Genomic DNA, 24,540 nt, shown 5'->3' with positions numbered 1-24,540 from the left:
CGCATCTCAAGGACATGCCAAGAATGAAGTTTCTGCCGAAGGCCGCTCTCGCGGCTGCGCTTTTCGCCGGAACGATGGTCGGTTCGTACTCCGTCGCAATCACTCCGGTCGTAGCCGAAACGAAGTCCGCGGCCTCGGGTTCCGCCTCTTATTACGGAAAGCGCTTTCATGGTCGCCGCACGGCGAACGGCGAAAGCTTCAACATGAACTCCATGACGGCGGCTCACAAGACGCTGCCCTTCGGCACCAAGGTGCGCGTCACCAACCGTCGCAACGGCAAGTCCGTCGTCGTGCGCATCAACGACCGCGGCCCGTATCATGGCGGCCGGATCATCGACCTGTCGCGCGCCGCGGCCTCGAAGATCGGCATGATCCATTCGGGCACCGCCAAGGTCAGCCTCGACATCCTCTAGGGTCTCGGCTTTGCCGACCGCATGACGGGGCGCTGGCCGCCCGCATGTGACACCATCTCGTCCGACGGCGCCGCTTGCGCCGCGGACCGCCCGCGACACGCATCGCGGGTCTGGCTCGGGCTTTGCCCCTGACCGCCTCCCGGTCGTCCCGGCCCGCGGCGCATCGCCTGCGTCGCCGCCGCGATGTCCCGATCGGCCGCTGCCGGTCCTGCTTCCTGTCTTCCCGTTCCCTGCCTCTTCCTGTGACGTGCCGATCTTCGGTAACGACCGCTGCAACCGCTGTTGACACCCCCACGGGGACTGCTACCGTCCGCTCGTCCAAGGGGAGTTCCGGCAAGGAACTGAGAGGCCGACGGCCGCCGATCATCGGCGAAGCGCGCGGCGACCCTACGAACCTGATCCAGTTCATACTGGCGTAGGGATGGGAAAGCCGCCGACCTCTCCGGCCCGCAATGCGGGCCATGCCCTCAACGACAGGGGCGATCCGACAGGCCGACGAGAGTTTTCGATCACCGAAAGCAGAACTGGATCTCCGACGCGAGCGCGACTGGAGAACCAAGATGAATGCCGTGACACCCACCGTCACCGCCGGCCCGCTGCCGGCATCCCGCAAGATCTACCTGGCCGGAACGGCCTTTCCCGACATCCGCGTGCCGATGCGCGCAATCACCGTGCATCCGACCGCGGGCGAGCCCGACGTCATCGTCTACGATCCGTCCGGCCCCTATACCGACAGCCAGGTCGAGACCGACATTGCCAAGGGACTGCCGCGCATCCGCGAGAGCTGGATCGCGGCCCGCGGCGACACCGAATTCTACGAGGGCCGCGCGGTGCAGCCCGAGGACAACGGCAATCTGCCGGCCGAGAAGCTGACGCCGGAATTTCCGGTTCGCAACGCACCGCGCCGGGCGACGGGCGGGCGCGCCGTGACCCAGTACGAATATGCCCGCGCCGGCATCGTCACCGCCGAGATGGAGTTCGTCGCGATCCGCGAGAATCTCGGCCGGGCCGAGGCAAAGCGGGCCCTGGAGCGCGACGGCGAGCCGTATTCGGCGGCGATCCCGGATTTCATTACCCCGGAATGGGTGCGCGACGAGGTCGCCTCCGGCCGCGCCATCATCCCGGCCAACATCAACCATCCGGAAGTCGAGCCGATGGCGATCGGCCGCAACTTCCTGGTCAAGATCAACGCCAATATCGGCAATTCCGCCGTCACCTCCTCGATGGCCGAGGAGGTGGAGAAGATGGTCTGGGCGATCCGCTGGGGCGCCGACACGGTGATGGACCTGTCCACCGGCCGCAACATCCACAACATCCGCGACTGGATCATCCGCAACGCGCCGGTGCCGATCGGCACGGTGCCGATCTACCAGGCGCTGGAAAAGGTGAACGGCATCGCCGAGGACCTCACCTGGGAGGTCTTCCGCGACACGCTGATCGAGCAGGCCGAGCAGGGCGTCGACTATTTTACCATCCATGCCGGGGTGCGGCTGTCCCATATTCCGCTGACGGTGGACCGCACGACGGGCATCGTGTCGCGCGGCGGCTCGATCATGGCGAAGTGGTGCCTGCATCACCACCGAGAGAGCTTTCTCTACGAGCATTTCGAGGAGATCGCCGATATCTGCCGGGCCTATGACGTGTCCTTCTCCATGGGGGACGGCCTGCGCCCCGGCTCGATCGCCGATGCCAACGACGCGGCACAGTTCGCCGAGCTCGACACGCTGGGCAAGCTCACGAAGATCGCCTGGGCCAAGGGCTGCCAGGTGATGATCGAGGGGCCGGGCCATGTGCCGATGCACAAGGTGAAGGAGAATGTCGATCGCCAGATGCGGGTCTGCGGCGAAGCGCCGTTCTACACGCTCGGACCCTTGGTCACCGATATCGCGCCGGGCTACGACCACATCACCTCGGGCATCGGCGCGGCGATGATCGGCTGGTTCGGCACGGCGATGCTCTGCTACGTCACGCCGAAAGAGCATCTGGGCCTGCCGGACCGCGACGACGTGAAGGTCGGCGTCGTCACCTACAAGATCGCGGCCCATGCCGCAGATCTCGCCAAGGGCCACCCGGCTGCGCAGCTGCGCGACGACGCGCTGAGCCGGGCGCGCTTCGAGTTTCGCTGGGAGGACCAGTTCAACCTCTCCCTCGACCCGGAGACGGCGCGCTCCTTCCACGACCAGACGCTGCCCAAGGAGGCGCACAAGGTGGCGCATTTCTGCTCCATGTGCGGCCCGAAATTCTGCTCCATGAAGATCTCCCACGACATCCGCGCCGAGGCGCAGAAGGAGGGCATGGAGAAGATGGCGCAGAAATATCGCGAGGGCGGCGATCTCTACATGCCTGCCGGCGACGTGCCGGCCGAGTAGGGCGCAGCGAAGCGGAGGCGGCGGTGTGCTGCCGCCTCCCGTGTCCCCAGTGGAACGGGGCGGGCACGCTGGTGGTTAGGCGTTCGACTGCATCAGGAGAACGCACGATGGCCGATCCGAAGGCCCCCAGACACGACCAAAAGCCCGCCGATGGCGGCGTCCTCGACAATGCGCTGCAGCGCACCGACAATTCCTTTGCCGGCAAAGAGCCCGACGAGCGGCTGATCGGCACCGATGTTCCGGACGACGAACAGGACGCCGAGGAAGACGAAGAAAGAGACTGACCGTCTCTTGCTCTGGCCGATCGGTCGCGCCGCGCAGCAATTGCCCGGACGCCCGATCGCCGCTAAAGCCGCGCCATGCGGAACGCTGACGACCTTCTGAGCGAACTCGACGTTTGGCACGATGCCGGCCGGCGGATCGACATGTGGTGGCGGGACGACGATGCGATTGCCGCGACGCCGGCGCTCGAGGCGCTGGTCGCCGCCGCGCACCGCCATGCCGCACCGCTGGCGCTGGCGGTCATTCCCGCGGGGCTGACGGACAGCCTGGTCGCCCATCGGGGCGATCCGCTCCTGACCGTCCTCCAGCATGGCCACGCCCACAGGAACCACGCCGCGCCCGGCGGACGCGCCGTGGAATGCGGCGGCGACCGGCCTTTGGCGGAGGTGCTGGGTGAGTTCGACGAGGGGCGCAGCCGCTTGGCGGCGGCATTCGGCGACCGGCTCGTGCCGGTGATGGTGCCGCCCTGGAACCGCATCGAGCCGGCGGTGGCCGAGGCATTGCCGGCCATGGGCTATGCCGGCATCTCGGTATTCGGGCCGCGCCAGACCGCCTCGCCGCAGGCGGATTGCCGCCATGTGAACGCCCATCTCGATCTTCTCACCTGGAAGGGCGGTGCCCGTTTCGCCGGGCACGACAAGCTGGTCCGGCTGGCCGCCGAGCGCCTTGCCGACCGGCGGCTCGGGCACAGCGATCCGGCCGAGCCCTTCGGCATCCTTACCCACCATCTCGACCACGACGCCGAGACCTGGGCCTTTCTCGACGAATTGCTGGCCCTTTTCGCCGCCCATCCGGCGGTCCGATGGCGCGACGCGGGGGCACTGTTCGCCGGCGCCATGACGGACGAACTCGTCCGATGAGCGCGATCGTGCGACCGGCGCGAGCCGGCGACATCGCTGCGGTGGTCGAACTCCTGCACACCCACATGAACGCCAGGATCCCCCGCGAGCGCTGGGCCCGGCTGCTCGACTATCCCTGGCGACCGGAGGGTGTCGAGCGCGGCTGGCTGGTGGAGGATGGCGAGCATGTCGTCGGCTTCATGGGCACGATCTACAGCGACCGCGTGATCGGCGGCCAGTTGCGGCGCTTCTGCGATCTGTCCTCCTGGTATCTCCTCGCCGATTATCGCGGCGACGGGACCGGCGACGATCTGCTGCGCTCGGGCACGGCGCAGCCCGGCGTCACCTACCAGACCATGACCGCCCGCCGGGCCACCGGCCGCAAGATCCGGGCACTGGGCTTTTCGGTGCTCGACGACAGCCGCAGCCTGTTCCGGCCGAGCGGGGCGCCGGGGCGCCTGCCGGTGCTGCGGGATGCGGCGGCGATCCGCGAGCGGCTCGATCCGGCGCAGCGGGTTGTCCTCGACGCCCATGCCGGCTTCGACCTGCACCATGCCTTCGTCGGCGACAGCTGGCTGGTCTGGCAGCGCAAGCTGAAGGGTGAGGCAATCGCCTATCACGAGATCCTGCATGCCAGCGATCCGGCGTTCCTGTCGGCGCATGCGCAGGGTATTGCCGATGTCATCGTGACCGGCGAGCGCGGCGTTCTCGCCATCGACACGCGCTTCATGACGCCGGGCGACGATCAAGGCACGGTGGAAACGATCAGGCTGCCGCGCTGGTACCGCCCGGCGGATGTCGCGCCCCGCGACGTCGACCATCTGCATTCGGAGGTGATCCTCCTCGACCAGAAGCTGCCCTGAGCGCTCAGGCGAAGGCGACGAGGTCGAGCGGGGCGTCCACACCCTGCACCTGCCGGCGGTCGAGGCGGGTCAGGCTGGAGGCAGCGGGCGGGCGAAACCCCTGCGCCTGCGCCATGTCGAGGCTGGCCTGGGTGGTCAGGGCAAGGGTCTGCTCGACCTTGTTGTGCTTTTCCAGCTTGGCGGCGAGGTTCACCGGATCGCCGATCACAGTGTATTCGAGCCGGTGCTCGTCGCCGAGCGCGGTGAAGACCACGGTTCCGGCGGTCGCCGCACCGTTGACGCGCAGGCCGATCGGGCCGAAGCGTGTCTCCATCTCCGCCGCCCACTCCCGGGACAGAGCGAGGATTTCGCAGAGGGCCGCGAGGGCCTCGGCCGCGGCTGTCCGCGACGGCCTCGTCGCGCCGAAGGTCGCCAGCAGGCCGTCGCCCAGATATTTGTCGACGATGCCGCCATGGCGCTCGATCACCGGCACGATGCGGGCATGCAGGCCGACCAGCACCTCGACCACCTGCCGCGCGTCGTGCCGGGCCATGAAGCCGGTGAAGCCGCGAATGTCGAGGATGACGATGGCCGCCTCGCGCTCCTCGGCGTCGCCGGCCACCACCGATTCCGGCGACGTGACGATGGCGCGCTCCACATCGGCCGGCAGGAAGCGGCGGATTTCCTCGCGCTCGATATGCTCCAGCGTCGCCGCCGCCAGGAGCCGCTTGGCCCGCACGAGGGCAAGCGCCAGGACGGTGGTGAGGACGAGGATCGCGACGATCTTGTCGATCTCGGCGCCGACCAGAATGCCGTCGCCATGGATATAGGCAACGAAGCTACGGGTGATGGCGTCGGTGCCCTCGGCGTCGATGGCATAGAGCGTCAGGCCGACCCAGCCGAGCGCCGCTACGGCGCCGGTGGTCAGCACCCAGGCGGGATCGAAGCGGAAGGCGCGAATGGCGATGAAGACGAAGACATACATCACCGTCGGCGCCTTCAGGGAAAAGCTGGCGCCCTGGCCGTACTGGACGTGAAAATACCAGACGAGACCGTAGAGCAGCGCGATGTCGACGAGGACCGACAGGCCGAGAAACCAGGCCGGCAGGCGGATCCGGTAGGACAGGAACAGGCGGAGGGCGGTGAAGCAGAGATAGACCGCGAGGCTGATCGGCACCGGGTGCTGCATCTCGCTGTCGACCGGACGCGGCGAGACCAGATAGAGCACGGTGATGAACAGGCCGATGCCGAGCTGGACCCAGCCGATCAACCGTTCGCTGCGGATTTCGAAGCGATCCACGACCTCGCGCACGCGCTCGGGAATGGCGCGGCTGGATTCGCGCCGGGCGAAGGGCGCCAGCAGCTTGTTTCGGTTGCTCACGTCGGATTCGCCCGGTAACTGGCCCTCATGAACGCTCCGTCCCCGGCTGTGGTCATTGCGGTCGATCCGTCGCGGCGGTAGACGGGCGCGGTTTCCCCGGGGACACGCGCGCTTGCGTCAGGGCCGGAAAATGGCCAGTGTGTCCCGGTCGAGCAGGGTCGGAGCGGCAGGAGTATCTGATGAAAGCCCGGCCTCCGCGCGTTCTCATCTACAGTCACGACACCTACGGTCTCGGCCATCTGCGCCGCTGCCGCGTGATCGCGCAGGCCCTGGTGGCGCACCGGCCCGACATCTCGATCCTCATCGTAGCAGGCTCGCCTGTCGTCGGCTCGTTCAGTTTTCCGCCCCAGGTGGATTTCATTCGCGTGCCGGGCGTCGTCAAGCTCGGCGCCGACACCTATGCCCCGTCCAATCCGGGCCTGTCGCTGGAGGATCTGACCAAGATCCGCAGCGCGATCATCCGCTCGACCGCCGAAATCTTCGATCCCGACATCTTCATCGTCGACAAGGAGCCGCTCGGCATGCGCGGCGAGGTCGAGGCGACGCTGCATCACCTCAAGACCACCGGCGCCCGGCTGGTGCTGGGGCTGCGCGACATCATGGACGAGCCGTCGCGGCTGATCGAGGAATGGACCCGCAAGGAGGCCTTCGGCGCGGTCGAGAATTATTACGACGACATCTGGATCTACGGGCTGCCGGAAATCTGCGATCCGCTGGCCGATATCGGCGTCTCGGACGCGGTGCGGCGCAAGGCGACCTTCACCGGCTATCTGCAGCGCGCGGACGAGCCCTCGGGCGCGCTGCCGGATCGCATCCGGATCGGCGAGCGACCCTATGTGCTGGTCACCACCGGCGGCGGCGGCGACGGCGCCCAGCTGGTGGACTGGGTGCTGCGGGCCTACGAGACCGATCCGTCGATCGGCGTACGGGCCAAGATCGTTCTCGGCCCCTTCATGGAGACCGGCTACCAGACGGATTTCCAGCGGCGCGCGGCCCGGCTCGACAGCGTCGACCTGATCACCTTCGCCGCCAGTATCGAGCCGTTGATCGAGCGGGCGGCCGGCATGGTCGCGATGGGCGGCTACAACACGTTCTGCGAGATCCTGTCCTTCGACAAGCCGGCCGTGGTCGTGCCGCGCCGCCAGCCCCGGCTGGAGCAGTATATCCGTGCCTCGCAGGCCCAGGAGCTCGGCCTGATCGCCATGCTGCTGGATGACGAGATCGACAATCCCGCCGCCATGGCCGATGCCATCCGCGCGCTGCCGGGCCAGGCGCGACCGCGCTCGGTGGCGGTGGACGGCATTCTCGACGGCCTGAAGACGATCTGCGAACTGGCCGACGGCTACATCGCCGCCGGGCGCCATTCGGGCAGCGCCAGCCGCGGCGCCGCCGGCGACGACGAGTGGGCGCCTGCCCGGACCCTGCCCAAGACCGGCACTGCATGAACATCGCGTTCTACGCGCCGATGAAATCTCCCGATGATCCGCGGCCATCCGGCGACCGCACCGTGGCGCGTGGCCTGATCGACGCCCTGCGGCTGGCCGGCCACGGGGTGGTGGTGCCGTCGCACTTTCGCAGCCATGACCGCGGCGACCCGGCGCGTCAGGCGCGGCTGCAGACGGTCGGCGGACGGCTGGCCGAGCGGCTGTTGCGGCAGGGCAGGGTGGCGAAGCCCCGGATCGACCTCTGGTTCACCTACCATCTCTACCACAAGGCGCCGGACTGGCTGGGACTGCGCGTCGCCACGGCGCTCGGCGTTCCCTATGTCGTCGCCGAAGCCTCGGTCGCCGGCAAGCAGCGCGGCGGGCGCTGGGCGCAAGGGTTCGAGGCCAGCCTTGCGGCCCTGTCCCGCGCCGACCTCGTCATCGGGCTCAACCCGGCGGACAAGGCAGGCGTCATGCCCTGGCTCGGGGACGAGACCGCCTATCGGGCGCTGCTGCCCTTCGTCGATACGCAGCCCTGGCGGGCGGCGGCCGGGCGGCGCACCGACATACGGGCGGCGCTGGCCGCACGCCACGGCCTGGCGCCGGACCAGCCCTGGCTGATCGCCGCGGCGATGATGCGCGAGGACCAGAAGCTCGCCTCCTATCGCCTGCTGGCGGAGGCTCTGGGTAGGCTCGACGGCGCGGCCTTCGACGTCCTCATCGTCGGAGCCGGCCCGGCCGAGCCGCAGGTGCGCGCTGCCTTCGCCGGCCTGTCCTGCCGGGTGGCGTTCCATGGTGCCGCGGCGCCAGAGGAGATGCCCGACCTTTTCGCCGCGGCCGATCTCGCCGTCTGGCCGGCGATCAAGGAATCCTGGAGCATGGCACTGCTCGAGGCGCAGGCGGCGGGGCTTCCGGCGGTGGCGGGCAACAGCGGCGGTGTCTCCGGCATCGTCGAGGATGGAATCACGGGACTGCTCACGCCGGAGGGCGATGCGGAGGCCTTCGCCGCCGCGGTGCGCCGGCTGCTCGATCCGGGGCTGCGGACCCGCATGGGCACAGCGGCATCCAGGCGGGCGGAGCGGCATCATTCGCTGGAAGCAGCCTCCGCGGCACTCGACGCCGCGCTGTCCGACACGCTCGGACGGCCCACACCAACAGGAAAGGCGGAGACGGCCTGATGCGCGTTCTCTTTCATGTCCAGCATCTGCTGGGCGTCGGCCATCTGCGGCGCGGCGAACTCCTCACCAATGCCATGGCCCGGCGCGGCATGGAGGTGACGGTGGCGCTCGGCGGCATGCCGGTCGCGGAAATGCCCTTCGCCAACGCCGAGGTGGTGCAATTGCCGCCGACCCATATCGACGGCGCCAATTTCAAGACGCTCTACGATGCCGAGGGCGAGCCGATCACCGACGCATGGCGTGCGGCTCGGCGCGACGCGCTGCTGGCGCTCTATGAGAAGGTCCAGCCGGACGTCGTGCTCCTGGAGATGTTCCCCTTCGGACGCTGGCGCTTCAATTTCGAGCTGGTGCCGCTCCTCGAACGGGCGTCGCGCGACAAGCCGCGGGTCAAATGCGTGACCTCGGTGCGCGACATCCTGGTGGAGACCAAGCATGCCGAGCGGGCCGCCAGGGGCGCCGCGCTGGCGCGCGAGCATCTGGACGCCGTGCTCGTCCATTCCGATCCGTCGCTCTTCACCTTCGCCGAGACCTATCCCCATGCCGGCGAGATCGACGATCTCATTCGCTATACCGGCTATGTCACCGAGCCGGCCGAGCGCGGCGCAGCGCCGGGCAACGGCGAGGTGATCGTGTCGGCCGGGGGCGGCGCGGCCGCCGGCGCTTTGATGCGCACGGTCATGGCGGCGCGGCCGCATACGCCGCTGGCCGACCGGGTCTGGCGCTTCCTGACCGGACCGCGCATGGCCGAGGACGAGTTCCAGGCGCTGGCAGCGCTGGCCGACGAGACGACCATCGTGAAGCGCTTCGAGACGAACTTCCAGGAGCGGCTCGACGGCTGCGCCCTGTCGATCTCGCAGGCCGGCTACAACACGGTGATGAACCTCCTGCGCGCCGAAGCGCGGGCCGTTGTCGTGCCCTATGACGAGGGCGAGGAGACCGAGCAATGGTTCCGCTCCGAGCGCATGGGGAAGATGGGGCTCCTGTCGGTGGTGCCGACCTCGCGCCTGTCGGCCGAGACCATGGCGGCGGCGGTGGCCGAGGCCTGGCAGCGCGAGGCGGGGGCGCGTCCCGCGATCGATCTGGAGGGCGCAGCCAACGCCGCGGCGACGATCGCCGCCATGGCAGGCGGTGCGGGCGAGTGAGCCGCGGCGGGCAATGGATCGCAAAATCTGCATGACTTGCCGCGCGGTTCCGTGCTGCAATCGCAACGCCCGTGCGCGAAGGACCATGCCGCGGAGCCGAAGAGGTGGAATGAGCGGATGCCAGGGGGAAGCGGTGCCTCGGTGCTGGACCGGCCGATAGACACGCCGGACCGGCCCGCATCGGTCGCCGCGCGGCCATTGCTTGCGATCGAGAACCTGTCCGTCGAGTTCCAGTCGATGGCCGGGACGGTGAAGGCCGTCAGCGGCCTGTCGCTCAGCGTCGGCGCAGGCCGCACCGTGGCGCTGGTCGGGGAATCGGGCTCCGGCAAGACCGTGACGTCCCAGGCCATTCTCGGCCTGCTGCCGAAGAGCGCGGTGATCACCGGCGGCAGCATCCATTTCGACGATCCGTTGCAGGGCCCGGTCGACCTCGCCGCCCTGTCGCCGCGCAGCCCGCGCTTCCGGGCGGTGCGCGGGCAGTCGATCTCGATCGTCTTTCAGGAGCCGATGACCTCCTTCTCGCCGCTGCATACGCTCGGCGACCAGATCGGCGAGGTGCTGGAGGTGCACGGCCGCGCCTCCGGCGCCGAGGCGCGCGAGCGGACCATCGAGACCTTGCGGCTGGTCAGGTTTCCCGAGCCCGAGCGGGCGCTGAAATCCTATCCGTTCGAGCTGTCGGGCGGGCTGCGCCAGCGGGCGATGATCGCCATGGCGCTGATCTGCAAGCCGGCGCTGCTGATCGCCGACGAGCCGACGACGGCGCTCGACGTGACGCTGCAGGCGCAGATCATCAAGCTGCTGCGCGAGATGCAGGGCGAACTCGGCATGGCCGTCCTGCTGATCACCCACGATCTCGGCGTCGTCGCCAACCTGGCCGAGGACGTCGTGGTGATGCACCACGGCAAGGTGGTGGAGTCCGGGTCGTCCGGGACGATCTTCGCCGATCCGCAGCACCCTTATCTGATCTCGCTGATGAAGGCGGTGCCCGATCTCGACCAGGCGGAATCGCCCCGGCTGAAGCCGATCCGCGAGATCAAGGTCGATGCCGGCGCGCTGATGCGGCGCGAGCCATCGGGCGCTGTCGGCGCGCCGTTGCTGGAACTGAAGGGGGTCGCCAAGAGCTTTTCCCGGCGCGGCGACCGGCGGCTGTTTTCCAGCGCGCCGGCGCCCAGCATCCATGCGCTGAAGGACGTCTCGCTGACCATCCGCCGCGGCGAGTGCCTCGGGCTTGTCGGCGAATCCGGCTCCGGCAAGACGACGCTCGCCCGCGCGATCATGCAGGCGGTGCAGGTCGACAGGGGCGCCATGCTGTTCGACACGCCCGACGGGCCTCTCGACCTGGTCACGGCCGACCGCAGCCAGCTCTTTGCCGTCCGCAACCGGCTGCAATATGTCTTCCAGGACCCGTTCTCGTCCCTCGATCCGCGCATGACGGTCGGGGCGATCCTCGCCGAACCGTTCGAGATCCACGCGGTCTGCGACCGGGCGGAGCGCCGCGTGCGCATCGAGCGGCTGCTGGCGGCGGTCGGGCTGGAGCCGCAGCATGCCGGCCGCTATCCGCACAGCTTTTCCGGTGGCCAGCGCCAGCGGATCGGCATTGCCCGCGCCCTGGCGCTGGAGCCGGAATTCCTGATCTGCGACGAGCCGGTGGCGGCGCTCGACGTGTCGGTGCAGGCGCAGATCCTCAATCTGCTCAAGGATCTGCAGCGCCTGTGCGGCCTGACCTATCTGTTCATCTCGCACAATCTGGCGGTGGTGAATTATGTCGCCGACCGCATCGCGGTGATGTGCGACGGCGAGATCGTCGAACTGGCGCCGCGCGCGGCGTTCTTCGAGGACGCCCTGCATCCCTATACGCAGATGCTGATGCAGGCGGTGCCGCACGCCGATCCGCAGCGGCCGCTGGATTTCGCCCATCTGCCGCCGGTGGGCGAGATCGGCCAGCGCAACTGGCCGGCGCCGTTCACGGCCGAGCCCGGCGTCGCCCGGCCGCTGCTGGAGGCCCGGCCGGGGCATTTCGTGCGGGCCGCCAATCTCGACTTCCTCGCCGGACGGCCCGCGCCATCGCCGGCGACGGAGCGGCGCTGACATGGCGGCAGCGGACGAACTCGACGAGAGCATCTTCCGCTATGTCTGGCGCCATTCGCGGCCCCAGCAGATCTGGCTGTTCGCCGTCCTCCTGGTCTCGCTGCCATTCCTGTATCTGACGCTCGACCTGCCGAAACGGATCGTCAACGGGCCGATCCAGGGCGACTGGGCGCCGGGACAGACCGAGACGCTGTTCGCGGTCTCGCTGCCGCTGCCGGGCTTCCTGGGCGGCGGCGAACTGGCGCTGTTCGATGGCGTCGAACTCGACCGGCTCGGCGTGCTCCTGTGGCTGAGCCTGACCTTCCTGTTCTTCGTGATCGTCAACGGGCTCTTCAAATTCTATCTGTCGAACTACAAGGGCCGGCTCGGCGAACAGCTGCTGCGGCGGCTGCGGTTCCAGCTCGTCGACCTGGTGCTGCGGTTCCCGACCGCCCGCTTCAAGCAGGTGCGCGGTCCCGAGATCTCCTCGATGATCAAGGACGAGACCGAGCCGGTGGGCGGCTTCGGCGGCAGTGCCTTCGCCGACCCGGCCCTGCTGCTCAGCCAGGCCGGCACCGGTCTCTTCTTCATCTTCCTGCAGAATGTCTGGCTCGGCGCGGTGGCCGGCGGCGTCGTGCTCCTGCAGCTCATCCTGATCCCGCAGATGCGCCGGCGGCTGGTCAGGCTCGCCCGGGCCCGGCAGATCACCGCCCGGCTCCTGTCGGGCCGGATCGGCGAGATCGTCGAGAGCATCCCCTCGATCCGCACCAACGACACCTCCAACTGGGAGCGCGCCGAGCTCGGCAGCCGGCTCGGCCGCATCCTGTCGATCCGCTACGACTTCTTCCGCTGGAAGTTCTTCGTCAATTTCATCAACAACCTGCTGGCGCAGATCACTCCCTTCATCTTCTATCTGGCCGGCGGCTATCTGGTGATCGCCGGGCGGCTCGACATCGGCCAGCTCGTTGCGGTGATCGCCGCCTACAAGGAGCTGCCGGGGCCGCTGAAGGAGCTCATCGCCTGGGACCAGTTCCGGGTCGACGTGCAGTCGAAATACGCCCAGATCCGCGAGCAGTTCGTGATGGGCAACCTGATCTCTCCCGACGTCCAGAAGCTGTCCTACGAGACGCCGCCGCGGATCGAGCGGGAGATCGCCATTTCGGGCCTGCGCATTGCCGACGATTCCGGCAACGACCTTCTCGAGCCGACCAGCCTGCGGCTGGGGCCGGGCGAAGCGATCGCCGCGTCGGGGCCGATCGGCGGCGGGGCCGAATATCTGGCCGAGGCCCTGGTGCGTCTGTCCGAGGCCGCGTCGGGGCGCATCAGCATCGACGGCCATGCGCTGGACGGGTTGCCCGACGCCTTTGTCGGGCGCCGCATCGCCTATGCCACCTCGGGGCTGTATTTCCCCCAGATGTCGATCCGCGACGCGCTGGTCTACGGGCTGCGCCATGCGCCGCTGGTGCCGGCGGGCGGAGACCGCGCCGCCAGCGAGGCGCGCCAGCTCGCAGCCCGGGCGTCGGGCAACAGCGACCTCGACGTCGACGGCGACTGGATCGACTACGCGGCGGCCGGCATCACCGGACCGCACGAACTGCACGGCCGCCTCGCGCAGGTGCTGGACGTCGCCGATTTCCGCATCGACATCGCCCGGCTCGGGCTGCGCAACCGCGTGCCGGCGGACCTGCCCGAGGAGACCTGCGCGCATGTCCTGAAGGCCCGCGGGCGCTTCCGCGAACGGCTCGCGGAAGGCGGCGACGAAGTCTATTTCGAATCCTTCGATCCGGCCCGCTATTCCGACTATGCGACGGTCCTGGAGAACATTGTCTTCGGCATCGCCCTGCCGGAAGCCGCCGAGGAGATGCCGCTGGCCGCCCGGCCGCAGATGGTCGCCGTCCTGGAGGAGGCGAGGCTCGACGACCTCCTGCACGAGATGGGCCGGCAGATCGCCGAGACGGTGATCGAGATCTTCGGCGACCTGGCGCCGGACAGTCCGCTGATGGACAATGTCGACCTGATGACGCCGGAAGAGGTCGACGGCTACAAGGCGGCGCTGCGGCGCGCCGCGACCGACGGCAGCACCAGCGAACGCCGACGCGACCGGCGCGCCTTCCAGGAGCTGGCCTTCGGCTATATCGAGCCCCGGCATCGGCTCGGACTGCTCGACGACGACATCAAGGCCGCGGTCCTGTCGGCCCGTGCGCGGCTCCTGGAGCGCATGGACCCCGAGCTTGCGCAGGCTGTGTCGATGCACGTGCCGGGGGCGATCAACCCGGCCGCCAGCTTCCAGGACAACATCCTCTTCGGCCGCGTCGTCGACCGCTACGCCGAAGCCTCGGCCCGCATCAACGAGGTGCTGGTGGAGACCCTGCGCGAGACCGGCCTGTCGCAGACGGTGTTCGAGATCGGATTGGATTTCGACGTGGGCAGCGGCGCCAAGCGGCTGTCGTCGGGCCAGCAGCAGAAGCTGGCGCTTGCCCGGGCACTGCTCAAGCGCGCCGATCTCCTGGTTCTCAACCGGCCGCTGTCGTCACTTGACGGGGAGAGCCAGCGGGAGACTATTGTGCGTGTCCTCGCATCGCGTGCGGCACTCGGCATCGAACGGCAGACGATCTTCTGGGTCCTGAGCCACGCCGAACATGCGGAGCTCTTCGACCGGAGACTGGAATTCAAGGACGGGCGCATGATCACGAACTCGACGGGGGCCGAAACGCGTCCGCACGAGTCCGATGCGGCGCGCGACGACGCCGAAGTGGCCGGATGACCGAGAGGACGACGTGACACTGCTCAAATCTGAAATGGACCTGCTTCGTTCGGTCCCGATCTTTGCCGGCATGGAGCCCAGCCGGCTGAAGCTCATCGCCTTCACCTCGGACTCGATCGCCTATCGCCAGGGGCAGGTCATGTGCCGGCAGGGCGAGCGTGGCGATTCCGCCTATGTGCTCGTGGCCGGCGAGGCCGATGTCTCGATCGAGACGGAAGACGGCGACTTCGTGGTCGCGACCCTCGGCCCCGGCGACGTGGTCGGCGAGATCGCCATCCTGTGCGACACGCCGCGCACCGCGACCGTCACGGCGAAGAGCGACGTCTCGGCCTTGCGGGTGCGCAAGGAGTGCTTCCTGCAATTGCTGCGGCAGTTCCCGGAGATCGCCGCCGAGGTGATGCGCGGACTGGCCGAGCGCCTGACCCACATGAACCAGGAACTGGTGGCGGCGCGCAACCGGGCCGCCATCGCTCCGGACGCCGCAGATTGAGCCGGTTCGAGCTCACCGTCTGGGGCGCACGCGGCAGCATACCGGCCCCGGCGGCGGCCAATACCCGCTACGGCAGCGACACCAGCTGCGTCGAGGTGCGCTGCGGCGACCGGGTGCTGGTCTTCGACGCGGGCACGGGCATCGTGGGCTGCGGGCGCAAGCTCTACGAGGAGCAGGTCGGCGAGATCGACATCCTGCTCACCCATTGCCATTTCGACCACATCATCGGCCTGCCCTTCGTGATCCCGCTCTACAAGGACCACGCGGCGGTGCGCATCCATGCCGGCCATTTCCTCGACGACACGACCTGCCGGGACATGGTCGAGCGGTTCATGCGGCCGCCCTATTTCCCGGTGACGCCGAAGCAGTTCGCCGCCCATATCGACTATCGCGACTTCCGCCCGCCCGCGATCCTCGACCTCGGCGACGGCATCATCGTGCGCACGGTCCGCCTCAACCATCCGAACGGAGCGGTCGGCTACCGGGTCGACTTCGAGGGCCGCTCGATCTGCTACATCACCGATACCGAGCACGAGCCGGGCACGCGCGACGAGGCGGTCGCCGCCTTCGTCGCCGGGGCCGAGGTGATGATCTACGATTCCACCTATAGCGACGAGGACATGGCGAAGTACCGCGGCTTCGGCCACTCCACCTGGCAGGAGGGGGTGCGCCTGTGCCAGGCCGGCGGGATCGACAGGCTGGTCATCTTCCACCACGACGTCCTGCGGACCGATGCTTCGCTGGCAAAGCTGGCGGAGGAGGCGCAGGCGCGTTTCACCGGCGCGCGCATCGGGGCGACCGGCCTGACGCTGGCGATCGGAGAGGACGGAACGGTAACGGAAAGTCACGACGATGGGACTGGCCAAGCAGGTTGACGACTGGCTGCTGAAGCAGTCGCTGGGCAAGAGCGACATCCAGACGATCTTTCGCGATCTCTGTCTGCGGCTGACCGGCATCGGCGTGCCCATCGCGCGGGCGCGGCTGAACTGGCCGACCCTGCATCCGCTGTTTCGCGCCGAAATGGTCAAATGGCATCGCGACGAGGATGTCGGGATCGAGCATTTCCACCACCAGGACGCCAATACCGACGCGTGGCAGCGCAGTCCGCTGCGCTACATGGTGGAGGCCGACATTCCGGTGCTGCGGCGTCGCCTGTCGGGCCCCGGCAAGCTCCTGGATTTCGCCATTCTGGAGGAGCTGGCGGCGGCTGGCTACACCGACTACATCGCCCTGAAGACCGAATTCTCGCAACCGGGCGCCTACAGCGAGCTGCAGGCGCGGGGCATCATCGTGATCTGGGCGAGCGACCGGGCGAGCGGCTTCACCGACGAGGATCTCGACATCCTGCAGGAAATCCAGCTCACCTTCGCGCTGGTCTGCAAGACGATCATCCAGTCCCAGATCATGACCAACATCGTCGAGACCTATCTGGGACGAAAGGCCGGTCGCAGCGTTCTCGACGGCAATATCCGGCTCGGCGACGGCGCTAGGACGAAGGCGCTGGTCTGGTATTCGGATTTGCGCGATTCCACACGGCTGACCGGTACGCTCGACAGCGATGCCTTCCTGAAGCTCCTCAACGACTATTTCGAATGCGCGACCCGGCCGGCCCTTGAGGCGGGCGGCGAGGTGCTGGCCTTCATCGGCGATGCGGTGCTGGTGATCTTTCCGCTCGGCGACGGGCCGATCGACGGGCCGGGCATCACGACCGAGGTGCAGCAGGCAGTGGCCGAATCCTTTGTGCTGCGCGACGCGACCAACGCGGTGCGCCGCGAGCGCGGCCTCGATCTCATCGAGTTCGGCGTCGGCCTGAATGTCGGCAGCGTCGTCTTCGGCAATATCGGCGTGCCCGAACGGCTGGCCTTCACGGTGATCGGCTCGACGGTGACCGAGGTCGAGCGCATCGAGAAGCTGACCAAGACGGTCGAGACCAACGTGCTCGCCAGCGCCGAGGTCGCGGCCCTGTCGCCTGACGACTGGGTCTCGGTCGGGGCCCATGCGCTGAACGGCGTGGAGCGCCGGATGGAGCTGTTCACGCCGCGCCGGAACGCTGCCGCAGCCGCCGACGCGCCGGTGCGCACCGTCTCCTGAGCGCTGCCGGAGCCGCGTCGGGTGCGCTAGCGGTCAGTGGTGGTGGTGCGGATCGACGGCGTCGCGCAGCCCGTCGCCGACGAAGCTGAAGGCCAGCACCGTCAGGATGACCGGCACCATCGGCAGGAGCAGCCACGGATAGAGCGCCACCGCCTCGATGTTCTGGGCTTCCGACAACAGGACGCCCCAACTGGTGATCGGCGGCCTGAGGCCGAGCCCGAGGAACGACAAAGCCGTCTCCGCCAGGATCATCGTCGGGATCGACAGCGAGGCCGAGGCGATGAGATGGCTCATGAAGTTCGGCAGCAGATGGCGGAAGATGATCCGGCGCGGACGGGCGCCGAGCATTTCGGCCGCGACGACGAAATCCTCCTCGCGCAGGGCGAAGAGCTTGGAGCGCACGGCGCGGGCAAGGCCCGGCCAGTCGAGCAGGGCGAGGATCAGCGTGATGCCGAAATAGATCAGCAGCGGGCTCCAGGTGACCGGCAGGGCGGCGGACAGGGCCAGCCATAGCGGCAGTTCGGGCAGCGAGCGCAGGATCTCGGTGACCCGCTGCACGACGGAATCGATCCAGCCGCCGAAATAGCCGGCGAGGCCGCCGATTGTGATGCCGAGGATGAAGCTGAGGGTCACCCCGACGAGGCCGACGGTGAGCGAGATGCGGGCGCCGCTGAGAATGCGCGAGAGCATGTCGCGGCCGAGCCGGTCGGTGCCCAAGAGGAACAGGCTGCCGCCCTCCGGCGGGCAGACCAGGTGCCGGTCGCCGGAGACCAGCCCCCAGAATTCGTAGGGGTCGCCCTGGCAGAAGAAGCGCAGGGGCAGCGGCCGGCTGGTGTCGGGCGTGTATTCGCGCTGCAGGGTGTCGAGGTCGAGGTGGAAGTCGAGCGGATAGACGAAGGGTCCGACGAAGCTGCCCTCGTGGAACAGATGCACGGCCTGGGGCGGGGCGAAGATGAAGTCGGTGTGCCGGCTCTGCATGTCGTAGGGCGCCAGGAACTCGACCACGAGGATCGAGAGATAGCTGACGACGAGGAACGCCAGCGACACCACCGCAACGCGGTGGCGCAGGAAACGCCACCAGATCAGCCGCGACTGGGAGGCCTCCATATAGGCGAGCGACACGGTCGAGCCGGCCGCGACCGTGGCTTCGGAATCGAAGGGTTCGCGCGAGACGAAATGCGGCGTCTCGCTCATCGGATGGTGGTCTTTCCGAGCCGGATACGCGGATCGAGAATGGCCAGCAGCACGTCGGAGACGAACATGCCGACCACCGTCAAAAGGGCCAGGAACATCAGGAAGGAGCCGGCGAGGAACATGTCCTGGCTGCGCAGCGAGGACAGGAGCATCGGCCCGGTGGTGGGCAGCGACATGACCGCCGAGATGATCACCGAACCGGAGACGATCTGCGGCAGCAGGCTGCCGAGGTCGGCGATGAACGGATTGAGCGCCATCCGCAGCGGGTATTTCAGCAGCACCCGGTGTTCCGGCAGCCCCTTCGCGCGGGCGGTGACGACATATTGCCGGTTCAATTCGTCGAGGAGATTGGCGCGCAGGCGGCGGATCATGCCCGCGGTGCCGGCCGTGCCGATGACCAGCACCGGCACCCACAGATGCGACAGCACCGAGCCGGCCTTCTCCAGCGACCAGGGCGCGTCGATGAAGCGGGGGTCCATCAGCCCGCCGATCGAGGTGCCGAACCAGACATTGGCGAGATAGAGCAGGATCAGCGCCAGCAGAAAGTTCGGCGTGGCGAGGCCGAGAAAGCCGAGGAAGCTCAAGCCATGGTCGCCCCAGCTGTATTGGTGGGTGGCGGAATAGATGCCGATCGGGAAGGCGACCAGATAGACGAAGATGACCGTCGCCACGTTGAGCAGCAGCGTCAGCGGCATGCGCTCGCCGACGATGTCGGCGACGGGCTGGTTGTACTCGAAGGAATAGCCGAGATCGCCCTGCATCAGCCCGGTCACCCAGACGAGATACTGCTCCCACAAGGGCTTGTCCAAGCCGTATTGCTCGCGCAGGAAGGCGATCTTGTCGACGGTGACGTTCTCGCCCTGGGCGCGGATCTCGGCGATATAGCTGGTCAGGTAGTCGCCGGGCGGCAGCTGGATGATGACGAAGACCAGCACGCTGATCGCCAGCAGCGTCCAGGCCATGGTGACGAGGCGGCCGGCGAGATAGCGGATCATCCGTGTTTTCCTGCCAGGGCGGACGCGCCGCAATCGAACCAGAACCCGTCCGGATGGTAGATGCCGAAATAGGCGCCGGGCTCGTAATTGTAGACGCCGCGCTCGGGCACGTTGTTGAGCGTGTCCGCCACGGCGACGATCTGGTCGACGCCGGCAACGATGCCGATCGTATAGACCTGATCGGCGGAAATCCGCAGCATCCGGCCCCAGATGTCGGCGCGCTCGGCGTCGTCGTCGGTTCGCATCCAGCGCTTGCGCAGCTCGGCGAGTTCGCGCAGCGGCGCCAGCGCCTCGCTGCCGCCGATCGCCTCGCCGCCTTCGCCGCCGGTCTCGGTCTGCATGCCGAAGGACGGCCATTGCAGCTGCTCGGCCGTCGAGGGGGCGAGCTCGGCCGGGTCGGTGGCAGGGGTCGGCACGCCATTGTCGAGACCGGTCCAGACCGACATCAGCGTCGAGCCCGCCTTGATGCGGTTGCGGAAGACCTCGCGCTGGGATTCGCGGATCAGGAGATCGATGCCGAGCCGGCGCCAGTCGTCGTGGATCAGTTGCAGGACGTCGCTCTGCTCGCGGCTTTCACCGGCGGTCTCGACGACGATGCGCATCTGGCGCCCGTCGGGCAACAGGCGCAGGCCATTGCGGCTCTCGCGCTCCAGTCCGAGCTCGTCGAGTAGCGCATTGGCCGCATCCGGGTCGTAGCCGGCCCACATCGTCGGCAGCTCCGGGTCGAACAGGGTCGAGCGGGGCAGGACGGTGTTTCCGCCGGGCACCGCAAGGCCGTAGAAGATCGCCTTGTTGATGTCGTCGCGGTTGATCGCCAGGGACAGCGCCCGCCGGAAATTGGCGTCCTGGACCAGCCGGCGCCAGGCCGGGTCCTTGACGTTCAGATTGGGATAGAGCGTGACGTGGGAACCGCGGCCGGATTCCCAGCGGCGGACCTCGAAGCCGCCGCGCGCTTCGGCCCGCTTCAGGAACGGATAATTGGGAAAGCTGAGATAGGCGGCCTGGAGATCGGCCTCGCCATTGGCCACCTTGGCCGGGATCAGGTCGGCATTGGCGATCGTCAGGGCGACGGTGTCGATATAGGGCAGCTGGCGCCCCTGCGCGTCGACACGGTGGAAATAGGGGTTGCGGGTGAACATCAGCCGTTCGGAGGGCGGCTCGGTGGCGAGCTTCCACGGCTGCAGCGTCGGCAGGTCCGGATTGTCGTTGCGGTGGCCGCGGTCCATCTTGAAATGCAGCGCCGCCCAGTTGCGCTGGCCTTCCGCCTCGACCCGCGCCGCGAGTGTTTCCGGGTCGGCATAGGTCTCGTGGAACTGCTTCAGGTAATGGGCCGGGCGGTAGAGCTCGAAGGGCAGGGCGGCGGCCTGGGTCGCCAGGAAGTTCGGGTTCGGCTTGGCCCATTCGTAGCGAATTTCGTAGGGCCCGGGGAAGGTGACGCGGGGCGGCTTGCCCTCCACCAGCAACTCGCCGGGAATGCCGAACCGCGCGATCTGCGGGTTCTGCGCCATGTCCTCCCAGAAATAGCGGAAATCCTCGGCGGTGAACGGCGCACCGTCGGACCATTTCATGCCGGGCCGCAGATGGAAGGTGAAGATGCGCCCGTCCTCGACCTCGAAGCGCTCGGCGATGTCGGGCACGAAGGCGTAGTCCTCGTCATAGCCGACGAGGCGGGCATAGCCGAAGACCGACAGGGTGCGCGTGTCCTTGGCGCTGCCGCCGATCATCCGCAGCGTGCCGCCGAGCCGGTCGGCCGAGCAGACGGCATCGACGGGCATGACCAGCGGGCGCTCGGGCAGGCGCTGAGACACCGGGGGCAGGTCCCCGGCACTCACCGCCGCCTGCAGCGCGGCGGGCTCGCCGAAGGGCGCGTGGGATGTGTCCGCGACGGCCTGTCCGGCCGAAGCCGGCGCCCAGAGGATCGCCGTCCAGAGGAGGGCCATGCCGGCGAGCGCTCCCTGCCGAAATGCTCGCTGCTGCCGTGTGGATCGATGCATGGACGGGCCCTTGTCTGCCGCGTCAGTAAGCTTTGCGCCCGCCGGCTTGTCAAACCGCTGGCGGCGGGAAAGCGTGGGCATCTCACCGCGCCCCCACGGCATCGCGGGGATGCCGCGACCTGGCCCGGCCTGTCGCGGGTTGCGAGCCGCCGGCCATGTGACTAGATGGCCGGCATCCGGCCCGCCTTCCGGCGGGGAACGGGCACCTGCCGGTCATCCTCGGCCAGTGCCGGACGCTGTCGCAAGGACCGACCACCATGGCAGGACGCATCGCCACGATCGTCAAGGGGTATCCGCGGCTGTCGGAGACCTTCATCGCCCAGGAGATCGCCGGGCTCGAGGATCGCGGCGTCGCGCAGCTGATCGTGTCGCTGCGCCAGCCGGCCGAGAAGCGGGTGCATCCGGTGCACCGGCGGATCAATGCCGAGATCCTCTATCTGCCGGAATATCTGAAGGACGATCCGGCGCGGGTGCGGGCCGGCCGCGCCTTTGCCGAGCGCCAGCCGGGCTATCAGGCGGCGCGAGCGATGTTCGAGGCCGATCTGACGCGCGACCCCACCGCCAACCGCCACCGGCGCTTCGGCCAGGCCTGCGTCCTCGCCCATGAACTGCCCGACGACATCGGCTGGCTGCACACCCATTATCTGCACACGCCGGCCTCGGTGACGCGCTATGCCGCGACGATCCGCGGGATTGGCTGGTCGTTCTCCGCCCACGCCAAGGACATCTGGACCTCGCAGGCCTGGGAGCTGACCGAGAAGCTGGGCTCGGCCGCCTTCGGCGTGACCTGCACGCAGGTCAATCTCGACTATCTGCAGTCGCTGGCCCCCGAACCCGGGCGGGTCGAGCTGGTCTATCACGGCCTCGACCTGTCCGGCATCGCGCCGCCGGAGCGGGCCGCGCGCGGCGAGCGCCCGTTCCGCATCGTGTCGGTCGGCCGCACGGTGGAGAAGAAGGGGTTCGGCGATCTGATCCGCGCGCTTGCCCGGCTGAAGGATCGCGACTGGACTTTCGATCATGTCGGCGGCGGCGCGATGACCGCCAGGCTGCAGCAACAGGCCGACAAGGCCGGGATCGGCGACCGCATCACCTGGCATGGCAGCCGCGAGCGCGAGCATGTCTTCGGACTGCTGGCGCGTTCGGACCTGTTCGTCCTGCCCTCGCGCATTGCCCGCAGCGGCGACCGCGACGGCCTGCCGAACGTCCTGATGGAGGCGCAGGCGCATCGCCTGCCGGTGGTCTCAACGAAGGTCTCGGCGATCCCGGAACTGGTCGAGGACGAACGCACCGGCCTGCTCGTTGAGCCGCGCGACCCCCGGGCGCTGGCCGAGGCGATGGCGCGGCTGATGGACGATCCGGATCTGGCGGCACGGCTGGCGGCGGCCGGCGAGCGCCGGGTGCGCGAACGCTTCTCGCCGAAGCCCGGCATCGACCGGGTGGCTGCGCTCCTGAAAGCGACGCCCGCCCGGAACGCCGCGTGAGCCCTGCCGACTTCCCACTGACGCGCCGGCAGCTGGACGCCGCCGCCGCTGCCGGTGTCGAGCTCGCCTTCTGGTGGCGCGACGACGACGCCCGGGGCGCGACGCCGGAGCTTGCGCGCCTTCTGGCGCAGCGCGAAGAGATCGGCGTGCCGCTGGCGCTGGCGGTGATCCCCGACGGGGCCCGGCCGGATCTTCTGGATGGCATGACGCCGGACGACGACATTTGTCTGTTCCTGCACGGCTGGGGCCATGCCAACCACGCGCCGGCCGGCGAGAAGCGCGCCGAATTCGGCGATCATCGCCCGGCGGCGGCCATGCTGGAGGAGATCCGGCGGGGCCGCGACCGGCTTGCCGCGCTCGCCGACGAGCGGTTCCTGCCGGTCTTCGTGCCGCCCTGGAACCGCATCGGCCCCGGCATGGCCGCCCGGCTGGGCGACGCCGGCCTGCCGGGCCTCTCCGTTTTCGCCAAGCCGGCATCCCGGCATCGCGTCCACACCCATCTCGACCTGATGGACTGGCGTGCGGGCCGGGCGCAGGACGCCGCAACCCTCGACAGGCTGCTGGCCGCGCAGATCGCCGCACGGTTGATGGGCGAGGGGGGAGCATCGGCCAGTAATCCGTCCGCCGCGCCGATGTGCCCGGACACGCCAATGGAGGCGCCGGCCCGCACGCCTGCCAGTGGCGCTGACCCCGTGACGGGTGAAACATCGGCAAATATCGCGTCCGCGGCGCGGATGCGCCGGGGCATGCCAGCGGAGACGCCGGCGCACACACCTGCCGGCGGTGCTGACCCCATGGCGGGTGGAACATCTGCCGCTAGTCCCTCTGCCCCAAAACGCCGGGACACGCCTGCCGCGGCGGCGATCGGTACGCTTGCCGGTGGTCCTGGGCCCGTTGGGTGGCCGCCCTCAGAGACGCAGCCGATCGGCCTCCTGACCCATCACCTGCAGCATGACGCGGCCGCGTGGGAGCGTCTCACGGCGCTGCTCACGCTGCTCGCGCCACGCCCGGGCGTCGTCTGGCCAAAGCTGCCCGACCTGTTCGCCCTGCAACCGGTGACAAGACCCCGCACCTGACGGCTGAGGGCCGAGCGCGGCTCACCCGTGGCGCCGTTCCGGAGTGGCCGACGTGTCGTCCGGCAGCGGATGCCGCAGGATGTCCCCTGGAAGCGGGAATGCGCGGCGTCCTTGGAGACCTGGCAGGGCGCGAGCCGGCGAGCGCGACCGGCCATCTCGCAGCAGCACGAGGAACGACGGCATTCCGTCGCGCGCAGTCGCAGCGAAGGACCGCGAGGCTCTTCACGCGCCCCGAATGCGGCCCCGCGGCGAAAATCGTGTCGCGGGGCCCTTGTGCACGCGGCCCCGGCTTTGATAAGAGACCGGCGCGCTCGCAAGGCGCCGACCAATGCCTCGGTTGATTTGAAGCCGCACCGTCCGGACGCCCGTCGTCCCCACCCGGCGCGACACCTTCGAACAGGATGGTCCCGACCGACGGGGCAACGGCCGGAGAGGTGGCAGAGTGGTCGAATGCACCGCACTCGAAATGCGGCATACGTGCAAGCGTATCGGGGGTTCGAATCCCCCCCTCTCCGCCA

The 24,540-nt window shown here is 68.6% G+C and carries 19 protein-coding genes, 1 tRNA gene and 1 riboswitch; of the genes, 16 read left to right on the top strand and 4 right to left on the bottom strand.

The genetic code is table 11. The features are described 5' to 3' along the window. Positions 1–23 precede the first annotated feature (23 nt). The 5 genes from H536_RS0118330 to H536_RS0118310 all read left to right on the top strand — a co-directional run bounded on the left by H536_RS0118330 (position 24) and on the right by H536_RS0118310 (position 4,766). Positions 24–413, top strand: a complete 390-nt coding sequence (locus H536_RS0118330) for a septal ring lytic transglycosylase RlpA family protein (RefSeq protein WP_024351834.1) — start codon at positions 24–26, stop codon at positions 411–413. Between the two features lie 311 nt (positions 414–724). Continuing rightward, positions 725–852, top strand: a riboswitch (TPP riboswitch). Positions 853–973: 121 nt separating this feature from the next. After that, complete coding sequence (gene thiC, locus H536_RS0118325) at positions 974–2,782, top strand: phosphomethylpyrimidine synthase ThiC (protein ID WP_024351833.1); 1,809 nt, start codon at positions 974–976, stop codon at positions 2,780–2,782. A 107-nt stretch (positions 2,783–2,889) separates the two neighbouring features. Next, complete coding sequence (locus tag H536_RS24500) at positions 2,890–3,066, top strand: hypothetical protein (RefSeq protein ID WP_155898546.1); 177 nt, start codon at positions 2,890–2,892, stop codon at positions 3,064–3,066. A 75-nt stretch (positions 3,067–3,141) separates the two neighbouring features. Further along, positions 3,142–3,924, top strand: a complete 783-nt coding sequence (locus H536_RS0118315; RefSeq protein ID WP_024351832.1) for a polysaccharide deacetylase family protein — start codon at positions 3,142–3,144, stop codon at positions 3,922–3,924. Next, positions 3,921–4,766, top strand: a complete 846-nt coding sequence (locus H536_RS0118310) for a GNAT family N-acetyltransferase (RefSeq protein ID WP_024351831.1) — start codon at positions 3,921–3,923, stop codon at positions 4,764–4,766. The genes H536_RS0118315 and H536_RS0118310 overlap by 4 nt, the downstream gene beginning before the upstream one ends. Positions 4,767–4,770: 4 nt before the next feature. On the opposite strand, the gene H536_RS0118305 is transcribed toward H536_RS0118310, so the two are convergent. Next, on the bottom strand, positions 4,771–6,126 hold the full coding sequence (locus H536_RS0118305) for an adenylate/guanylate cyclase domain-containing protein (protein ID WP_024351830.1): 1,356 nt from the start codon (positions 6,124–6,126) through the stop codon (positions 4,771–4,773). Between the two features lie 179 nt (positions 6,127–6,305). On the opposite strand from H536_RS0118305, the gene H536_RS0118300 reads away from it, so the two are divergent. The 8 genes from H536_RS0118300 (at position 6,306) to H536_RS0118265 (ending at position 17,282) form a co-directional block, all read left to right on the top strand. Beyond that, the gene (locus H536_RS0118300; RefSeq protein ID WP_024351829.1) at positions 6,306–7,571 is read left to right on the top strand and encodes a glycosyltransferase family protein; all 1,266 of its coding nucleotides are present in this window, start codon (positions 6,306–6,308) and stop codon (positions 7,569–7,571) included. Continuing rightward, the gene (locus H536_RS0118295) at positions 7,568–8,728 is read left to right on the top strand and encodes a glycosyltransferase family 4 protein (protein WP_024351828.1); all 1,161 of its coding nucleotides are present in this window, start codon (positions 7,568–7,570) and stop codon (positions 8,726–8,728) included. Before H536_RS0118300 ends, H536_RS0118295 begins: the two co-directional genes overlap by 4 nt. Then, positions 8,728–9,870 carry a glycosyltransferase family protein gene (locus tag H536_RS25380; protein ID WP_029703615.1) on the top strand — a complete coding sequence of 381 codons (1,143 nt, stop codon included), beginning with the start codon at positions 8,728–8,730 and terminating at the stop codon, positions 9,868–9,870. The genes H536_RS0118295 and H536_RS25380 overlap by 1 nt, the downstream gene beginning before the upstream one ends. 117 nt (positions 9,871–9,987) lie before the next feature. Continuing rightward, entirely contained in the window at positions 9,988–11,958 is a 1,971-nt protein-coding gene (locus H536_RS0118285) for an ABC transporter ATP-binding protein (RefSeq protein WP_244495490.1), read from the top strand. Position 11,959: 1 nt separating this feature from the next. Continuing rightward, entirely contained in the window at positions 11,960–14,701 is a 2,742-nt protein-coding gene (locus H536_RS0118280; protein WP_024351825.1) for an ABC transporter ATP-binding protein, read from the top strand. 34 nt (positions 14,702–14,735) lie between these two features. Further along, positions 14,736–15,191, top strand: coding sequence for a cyclic nucleotide-binding domain-containing protein (locus tag H536_RS0118275; RefSeq protein ID WP_029703611.1), 456 nt, complete (start codon positions 14,736–14,738; stop codon positions 15,189–15,191). Further along, positions 15,188–16,066 carry an MBL fold metallo-hydrolase gene (locus H536_RS0118270; RefSeq protein WP_024351823.1) on the top strand — a complete coding sequence of 293 codons (879 nt, stop codon included), beginning with the start codon at positions 15,188–15,190 and terminating at the stop codon, positions 16,064–16,066. The genes H536_RS0118275 and H536_RS0118270 overlap by 4 nt, the downstream gene beginning before the upstream one ends. Then, the gene (locus H536_RS0118265) at positions 16,044–17,282 is read left to right on the top strand and encodes an adenylate/guanylate cyclase domain-containing protein (RefSeq protein WP_024351822.1); all 1,239 of its coding nucleotides are present in this window, start codon (positions 16,044–16,046) and stop codon (positions 17,280–17,282) included. The genes H536_RS0118270 and H536_RS0118265 overlap by 23 nt, the downstream gene beginning before the upstream one ends. Before the next feature lie 33 nt (positions 17,283–17,315). Here H536_RS0118265 and H536_RS0118260 read toward each other — a convergent pair whose 3' ends face one another. Genes H536_RS0118260 through H536_RS0118250 form a run of 3 tightly spaced genes read right to left on the bottom strand, consistent with a single transcriptional unit; the run spans position 17,316 to position 21,411 of the window. Next, complete coding sequence (locus tag H536_RS0118260) at positions 17,316–18,476, bottom strand: ABC transporter permease (RefSeq protein WP_024351821.1); 1,161 nt, start codon at positions 18,474–18,476, stop codon at positions 17,316–17,318. After that, complete coding sequence (locus H536_RS0118255; RefSeq protein ID WP_024351820.1) at positions 18,473–19,471, bottom strand: ABC transporter permease; 999 nt, start codon at positions 19,469–19,471, stop codon at positions 18,473–18,475. The genes H536_RS0118260 and H536_RS0118255 overlap by 4 nt, the downstream gene beginning before the upstream one ends. Beyond that, on the bottom strand, positions 19,468–21,411 hold the full coding sequence (locus H536_RS0118250; protein WP_024351819.1) for an ABC transporter substrate-binding protein: 1,944 nt from the start codon (positions 21,409–21,411) through the stop codon (positions 19,468–19,470). Before H536_RS0118250 ends, H536_RS0118255 begins: the two co-directional genes overlap by 4 nt. Positions 21,412–21,722: 311 nt before the next feature. On the opposite strand from H536_RS0118250, the gene H536_RS0118245 reads away from it, so the two are divergent. The 3 genes from H536_RS0118245 (at position 21,723) to H536_RS0118235 (ending at position 24,540) form a co-directional block, all read left to right on the top strand. Beyond that, positions 21,723–22,946 carry a glycosyltransferase family 4 protein gene (locus H536_RS0118245; RefSeq protein WP_024351818.1) on the top strand — a complete coding sequence of 408 codons (1,224 nt, stop codon included), beginning with the start codon at positions 21,723–21,725 and terminating at the stop codon, positions 22,944–22,946. Further along, entirely contained in the window at positions 22,943–24,022 is a 1,080-nt protein-coding gene (locus H536_RS23400; RefSeq protein WP_024351817.1) for a polysaccharide deacetylase family protein, read from the top strand. The genes H536_RS0118245 and H536_RS23400 overlap by 4 nt, the downstream gene beginning before the upstream one ends. A gap of 428 nt (positions 24,023–24,450) precedes the next feature. Continuing rightward, positions 24,451–24,540: transfer RNA gene (locus H536_RS0118235), tRNA-Ser, on the top strand.

The organism is Aurantimonas coralicida DSM 14790 (assembly GCF_000421645.1).
Taxonomy (GTDB): Bacteria; Pseudomonadota; Alphaproteobacteria; order Rhizobiales; family Rhizobiaceae; genus Aurantimonas; species Aurantimonas coralicida.
The sequence above is the reverse complement of the archived record's forward strand: the minus strand, read 5'-3'. Positions and strand labels throughout refer to the sequence as shown.

What these genes read in the sequence shown, in the direction of transcription:
- H536_RS0118330 (WP_024351834.1), top strand. Translation starts at nt 24, where the DNA reads ATGAAGTTTCTGCCGAAGGCCGCTCTCGCGGCTGCGCTTTTCGCCGGA.
- thiC (WP_024351833.1), top strand. Translation starts at nt 974, where the DNA reads ATGAATGCCGTGACACCCACCGTCACCGCCGGCCCGCTGCCGGCATCC.
- H536_RS24500 (WP_155898546.1), top strand. Translation starts at nt 2,890, where the DNA reads ATGGCCGATCCGAAGGCCCCCAGACACGACCAAAAGCCCGCCGATGGC.
- H536_RS0118315 (WP_024351832.1), top strand. Translation starts at nt 3,142, where the DNA reads ATGCGGAACGCTGACGACCTTCTGAGCGAACTCGACGTTTGGCACGAT.
- H536_RS0118310 (WP_024351831.1), top strand. Translation starts at nt 3,921, where the DNA reads ATGAGCGCGATCGTGCGACCGGCGCGAGCCGGCGACATCGCTGCGGTG.
- H536_RS0118300 (WP_024351829.1), top strand. Translation starts at nt 6,306, where the DNA reads ATGAAAGCCCGGCCTCCGCGCGTTCTCATCTACAGTCACGACACCTAC.
- H536_RS0118295 (WP_024351828.1), top strand. Translation starts at nt 7,568, where the DNA reads ATGAACATCGCGTTCTACGCGCCGATGAAATCTCCCGATGATCCGCGG.
- H536_RS25380 (WP_029703615.1), top strand. Translation starts at nt 8,728, where the DNA reads ATGCGCGTTCTCTTTCATGTCCAGCATCTGCTGGGCGTCGGCCATCTG.
- H536_RS0118285 (WP_244495490.1), top strand. Translation starts at nt 9,988, where the DNA reads ATGCCAGGGGGAAGCGGTGCCTCGGTGCTGGACCGGCCGATAGACACG.
- H536_RS0118280 (WP_024351825.1), top strand. Translation starts at nt 11,960, where the DNA reads ATGGCGGCAGCGGACGAACTCGACGAGAGCATCTTCCGCTATGTCTGG.
- H536_RS0118275 (WP_029703611.1), top strand. Translation starts at nt 14,736, where the DNA reads ATGGACCTGCTTCGTTCGGTCCCGATCTTTGCCGGCATGGAGCCCAGC.
- H536_RS0118265 (WP_024351822.1), top strand. Translation starts at nt 16,044, where the DNA reads ATGGGACTGGCCAAGCAGGTTGACGACTGGCTGCTGAAGCAGTCGCTG.
- H536_RS0118260 (WP_024351821.1), bottom strand. Translation starts at nt 18,476, where the DNA reads ATGAGCGAGACGCCGCATTTCGTCTCGCGCGAACCCTTCGATTCCGAA.
- H536_RS0118255 (WP_024351820.1), bottom strand. Translation starts at nt 19,471, where the DNA reads ATGATCCGCTATCTCGCCGGCCGCCTCGTCACCATGGCCTGGACGCTG.
- H536_RS0118250 (WP_024351819.1), bottom strand. Translation starts at nt 21,411, where the DNA reads ATGGCCCTCCTCTGGACGGCGATCCTCTGGGCGCCGGCTTCGGCCGGA.
- H536_RS0118245 (WP_024351818.1), top strand. Translation starts at nt 21,723, where the DNA reads ATGGCAGGACGCATCGCCACGATCGTCAAGGGGTATCCGCGGCTGTCG.